At 70.4% G+C, this 5,075-nt stretch carries 5 protein-coding genes and 1 pseudogene; 5 read left to right on the top strand and 1 reads right to left on the bottom strand.

Going from position 1 to position 5,075, the window contains the following annotated elements:
- Window positions 1-415 precede the first annotated feature (415 nt).
- The 5 genes from AC07FV_RS34670 (at window position 416) to AC07FV_RS34690 (ending at window position 4,174) form a co-directional block, all read left to right on the top strand.
- Window positions 416-766 carry a hypothetical protein gene (locus AC07FV_RS34670; RefSeq protein WP_479091734.1) on the top strand — a complete coding sequence of 117 codons (351 nt, stop codon included), beginning with the start codon at window positions 416-418 and terminating at the stop codon, window positions 764-766.
- Window positions 766-2,265, top strand: a complete 1,500-nt coding sequence (locus tag AC07FV_RS34675; protein WP_479091736.1) for a C2 family cysteine protease — start codon at window positions 766-768, stop codon at window positions 2,263-2,265. The genes AC07FV_RS34670 and AC07FV_RS34675 overlap by 1 nt, the downstream gene beginning before the upstream one ends.
- 22 nt (window positions 2,266-2,287) lie before the next feature.
- Window positions 2,288-2,617, top strand: a complete 330-nt coding sequence (locus AC07FV_RS34680; protein WP_479091737.1) for a hypothetical protein — start codon at window positions 2,288-2,290, stop codon at window positions 2,615-2,617.
- Window positions 2,618-2,663: 46 nt separating this feature from the next.
- Window positions 2,664-3,392, top strand: coding sequence for a hypothetical protein (locus AC07FV_RS34685; RefSeq protein WP_479091741.1), 729 nt, complete (start codon window positions 2,664-2,666; stop codon window positions 3,390-3,392).
- Window positions 3,393-3,475: 83 nt separating this feature from the next.
- On the top strand, window positions 3,476-4,174 hold the full coding sequence (locus AC07FV_RS34690; protein WP_479091739.1) for a hypothetical protein: 699 nt from the start codon (window positions 3,476-3,478) through the stop codon (window positions 4,172-4,174).
- Between the two features lie 41 nt (window positions 4,175-4,215).
- Here the strand turns inward: AC07FV_RS34690 and AC07FV_RS34695 are convergent.
- Window positions 4,216-5,075: pseudogene (locus tag AC07FV_RS34695) on the bottom strand (PE-PGRS family protein); the annotation flags it as partial.

A 5,075-nucleotide genomic window follows, 5' to 3' on the forward strand; every position in this document is an offset into this window, starting at 1 on the left:
AAAGCCTCGTCAAGACGCTCCGCCGTCCCACCACGCCCGTCCAGCAGCTTCGCCAGATGCTCCAGATCCTCGGGGTCCGCCCCTCGGAACGCCATGCCTGTCCCCCGTCCGTCGACCACCGGCCCCGCCCCCGCGGCGGGGGGCGGATCACCTCATGGTGCCAGGAGGAGCCCGGCTGTCGCAGGGTGGCCGCGAGGGCTCCGAGCCAGCCGGCGAGGTATCGCGCCCGTGCCGGAACGGCGCGTCGGCGGCCTCGGCCGGGGGCGCAAGTGTGGTGGTTGTGCGTCATCCGTGGAGACGAATCGCCCCCACCTGGGCCCTGGTCCCCCGCACCGTATGCTGCACCAGCGGTGTCATGGCTCCGTCGAGTGAGCCCGGCGCCGTACGGAGAAGGCGAACGGGGGAGGATGCGGACGTGGGGCCCAGCGAGGACGCCGCCGAGTTGAAGAAGCGCGCCAAGCAGCTGCGCGAGTGCGCCCGCGAGGCGCGTACGCTGGCCCGTCACCTCGGGCCGTATCTCGACGACGCGGTGAAGAAGGCCACCCCGCGCGCCGCCGGCTTCCGTACCGGTGACGACGAGGGCGCGATCTGGCAGGGCCCGTTCGCCGACGAGTGCACCGGCACCCTGCAACAGCGACAGCGCACCCTCAACGGCATGGGTACGGCCCTGCTGGCGGACGCGACCCGCTGGGAGAGCCAGGCGGAGGAGCTGGACCTTCAGGCCAAGGAGAAGGACAAGGCCAAGGCCGGGACGGGCGGCGCCTGATGGCGTTCCGTGGTTTCGACGCCGCGAAGCTGCGGGCGCTGGCCGGTGACCTCGACAGCCTCGCCGGGCACTCGGGGCAGCTGCACAGCCGACTCGCGACCCTGCTCACCACCGCCCAGCAGAACCTGCCGGCCGGGCAGAGCGCGTCCCGCAACCCCGACCTCCAGGGCCTGGTCGGCGACCTGATCCCGATGCCGTCGTTCTTCGGTGGCGGCCGCCGGCGCCTGCCCGGCTCGCTCCAAGGCGAGCTCGGTGACATGCAGGCGTCGATGAAGCGCCGCGTCACGCAGATGGAGGGCCTCCAGGAACTGGAGAAGCGCGGGTACCCGGTCAGCGACGGCAGCGTCTTCCTGGACGAGAAGCCGCCGGACGCGAAGAAGATCGACGCCGCGCTGCGTGATCTCCAGGCCCTGGACGGGAAGGACTTCGGCAGCAACGGCAACCGGGAGGACCTGGAGAAGATCTCCGGGGAACTGGACGGGCTGACCGCGGCCGAGCTCGACGCCTTCATGACGAAGGCCTCCCCCAAGGACCTGGCCTTCTACAACGAGCTGCTCACCGACACCGACGACTCCGCCTGGAGCCCGTTCGACCACAACGGCCTGCCCGAGACCGCACGCCGGGACACTCTGAGCCTGATGCTGTCCAAGATCAGTCCGGAGAACGTGGGCAAGTTCCAGGCGGCCTTCCCCGGCATGCAGCCGACGTTCGCCAACACCGACGCCTACGAGAGCGGCGGCAACAGCCAGAACGGCCAGACCAACAACGGCATCCACTGGGCGCCCCCCTCCGACCCGCTGTTCCAGAACGGGGTCTCCGCCGACGACGTCAGCCAGAACCAGTTCGGCGACTGCTGGTACGTCGCCTCGCTGGCCGGCCTGGCGCAGAAGGACCCGCAGTTCATCCAGGACGGCATCAAGGAGAACCCCAACGGCACGGTCAGCGTGCGTGTCTGGGACAAGGAGGGCAATCACCACTGGGTGACCATGACCTCCGACCTGCCCACCGACCAGAACGGGGACCCGATCAGCACGTACGGCAACGGTGAGACCTGGCCGGCGTACTACGAGAAGGCCTTCGCGATGACCTACTCGGAGGACGGCGAGGGGGAGCGCGGGTACGGCGGTATCGAGGGCGACGACCCGAAGAAGGCCGCCCCCTACCTGACCGGCCGGGAGGGCGGCGACCTCGAGACCGGCGGGTTCCTCGGCATCGGCAAGGACGACGACAAGGACATCGACTCGCTGCGCAGCGCGTACGAGTCGGGGAAGGTCGTCACCCTCTCCACCCCGGACGACGAGGGTCTGGACAAGGACCATCCGCAGGAGTGGGGCAGCACGTACCACAGCAACCACGCCTACTACGTGCGCGGCTTCACCGACGACGGCAAGGTCATCCTCGGCAACCCGTGGGGCGTGCAGGGTTACCCTCCGATCACCGTCAGCCAGGACCAGCTCGACAAGTACTTCCAGGGACCCGAGGCGTTCGATGTCCCGTGACGATGCCCCGCAGGTGAGTGCCGTGCCCGACCGACCGCAGGTCAAGTACCCCTTCGAGTGCGACGGGCGGTGGGTGCTCCGGTACCACGTGCCGTACACGGTGCGGCACGAAGGTGTCCCGCACCGGATCGTGGCGACGGTCTTCGCGCGGCCGTCGGTGCACGGCCGCATCCAGATCAGCTGCGAGGGCCGACCGCCCGTGGAGTACGACGGGCTGACCGCGGGCGACACCGTGGAGATCACCGGTGACACGTGGCGGGTGGCGGAGGTCGACTACCGCACCCGTGTCGTTCTGGAGCGCCCGACCGAGGTCGTGGCCGAGGAGGAGAGCGGTGTTCAGGCCGGTGAGTAGTACGCGGTACGGCGTCACGGGGGCGGCGGCGGTCGCCGCTCTGACCATGCTGGCGCTGGCCGGCTGCGGGTCCTCGTCCGACGGCGGCGGCGGAGGGGGCGACGGTGGCGCGACCCCCGCCGCCCGCGACAACGGGCCCGCGTGTGAGGGCACGGCCCCCGCCGACGGCGTGCACGTCCTGCGCGGGGGCGGCTTCCGGCTGCCCGGCGGTGGCGGCGTGCAGTACGCCGGAGCCGAAGCGGACGGCACGAAGCGTACGGCGACGCTGCGTGACGGCGCGAAGTACGCGTCCGGACAACGCCAGTGGAAGGTCGGCCCCGGAGCCGACCTCACCGTCGCCGGCCACGCCTACTCCGTGCGGCAGATCTGCACCTACCGCGTGGTCCTGGAGCCGAAGGCCGCCGCGGACCGCACGGCCCTCGCCGCCGCGCCGGAGGTCCTCGAATCCCGGCAGGGCCCCGCCGACGACGGCCTCTGCTTCACCACCAACCGCACCGTCCTGACCACCGCCGCGGGCGGCTTCCCACCCAAGGGCGCCACCCTCTCCCTCCTCGACAACGGCGGAGTCCAGCGCTTCCCGACGGGCCTGTCCCTCACGGTCTCCTACGTCGACACCGCCACCGGCACCGCAGGCATCGCCGCCAACTGCGCCGGGATTCCGGTCGCCCTCTACAAGGACGTACGCAGCGGGGAGACGGTGGAGTTCGCGGGCGCGCTGTTCGAGGTGACGGGCCTGACGGAGCGGGGCGTCGAGCTGACTCGGACGAGCGCGTAGCGAGCCACGCCGTCCGCGAAGTGTCCCGTTGGAGTCGCTCGGCAAGCGTATGGAGAGGGCCCGAGAAGCCCGGAGAGGCGAACATGGCGTTCGGCAGGAAGAAGGTTCACGAGCCCCCGGTGGAGCCGATCGGATGGACCCACGTCCAGACGTTCGTCATCTCATCCGTGGAACGCCCCGCGACCGTCAAGCGCAAGTACGCCGTGCGCGGAACGCCCGCGGTGCGGGTGGCGCAGGGATCCGATGCTCTGCGCGTCATGGCACCCTGCGCCTTCCTGGGGAACGCCGAGGCACACCCGCCTGCGCTGTCGTCCCGTCCTGAACACACCCTGTACGAGGATGCCGGGCTCCGTCGCCTCCTGTGCCACGTGGAACCGCCCGTCGACCAGGAGGGTGAGCAGCGCCACCTGGTGCGCGACGGGCGAGGGCAGGTCCTCGGCGAGCTCACGCGTGTGCCGCCGAAGCGCCGTCCCCTGCGACACACGTGGCGTATCGAGCAGCCGGGCCACCCGGCCATCGTGGGGCGCAACGAGTGGGTCAGCGGAGACGCCAAGGAGATCGCCGGCCGTGTGGCCGGCCGGTTGCTCGGGACCGTCGTCAGCGCAGTTGCCGATCTGGGTGCTGAGGGTGGTGACCAGCGCTCCAGACCTCGTTCGCTCGAGTGGCGGGCCGGAGACGAGGTGGTCATGGCGTCGGAAGGCAGCGCGCACGTGACCGTGCACGCCGACTGGGTCGACCGGCGCCTCGCGTTCGCCTTCGCGCTAGTGGGAGACCACGTGTAGGACCGATGCTTGCTTCGATCCGCTCACGCCCCGCGCGCCTGCTAGTCGAAAATATTGATCGCTCCGCCCAGCTTCTTGGCGCCGTCGGCGATGTCGCCTCCGATGTCGCTCGCCTTGTCGCCCACCCAGTCGGCGGCCTTGTCGGCGCCTTCCGTGATGTCGTCCCAGTGCTCGACGACCTTCAGTCCTCCGTAGACGATGCCGGTGCCCACGGCGAGGCCGATGGTGAGGGGGGTGGGAGCGACCATCGCGGCGGTCAGGGAGGCGTTGAACCCGACCTCCGCGTAGTTGGCCAGGTAACCGGCCTTGCTCTTCTCCCACTCCTTCCCGTGGTCCATGGTGGCGATGTTGGCCACGGAGAACGCCGTCGCCCCCGCCGACCAGACGATGCCCCCACCCCGGAACGCCCCCGCGGTTTTGACCGCTGCCTTGAGACCACCCGCTCTACCGACTCTCACCAGGTTGGCATTTCCTGCCCGCACGACTTCCTGCCCGGAGTGGGTCAGCCCGCCGTACATGCGGGCCAGGTCGTCCGACCCGGTGATGACATTGATGGCCTGGTTGGGAGTGACGCCCAGCAGCTTGGCGTTCATGAACCCGCGTCGGCGCAGCGCATCCCAACCGCGGCCCCAGCGATCGCCCAAGTAACCCGCACTGAGCGGCACGTTGGCGACCCGCTGGTACGTCGGGCTCCGGGAAGCCATGTTGCCGAGCTGGCCGGGAAACCAGCTGCCCGGGGCGGACAGTGACCGGATCGGCGGGTTGTAACCCTTGAGACGCGAGCCCGCCCAGTTCAGGACGGGGTCGCTGCCGGGCGCCGTCCACCGGGCGGCGAGAGCGTCCTTCATCGGCCCGAGCTTGCCGGTCTTGACCGCGTTGCCCAGCAGGACCTTGGTCCCCG

The organism is Streptomyces sp. NPDC045956 (assembly GCF_056430705.1).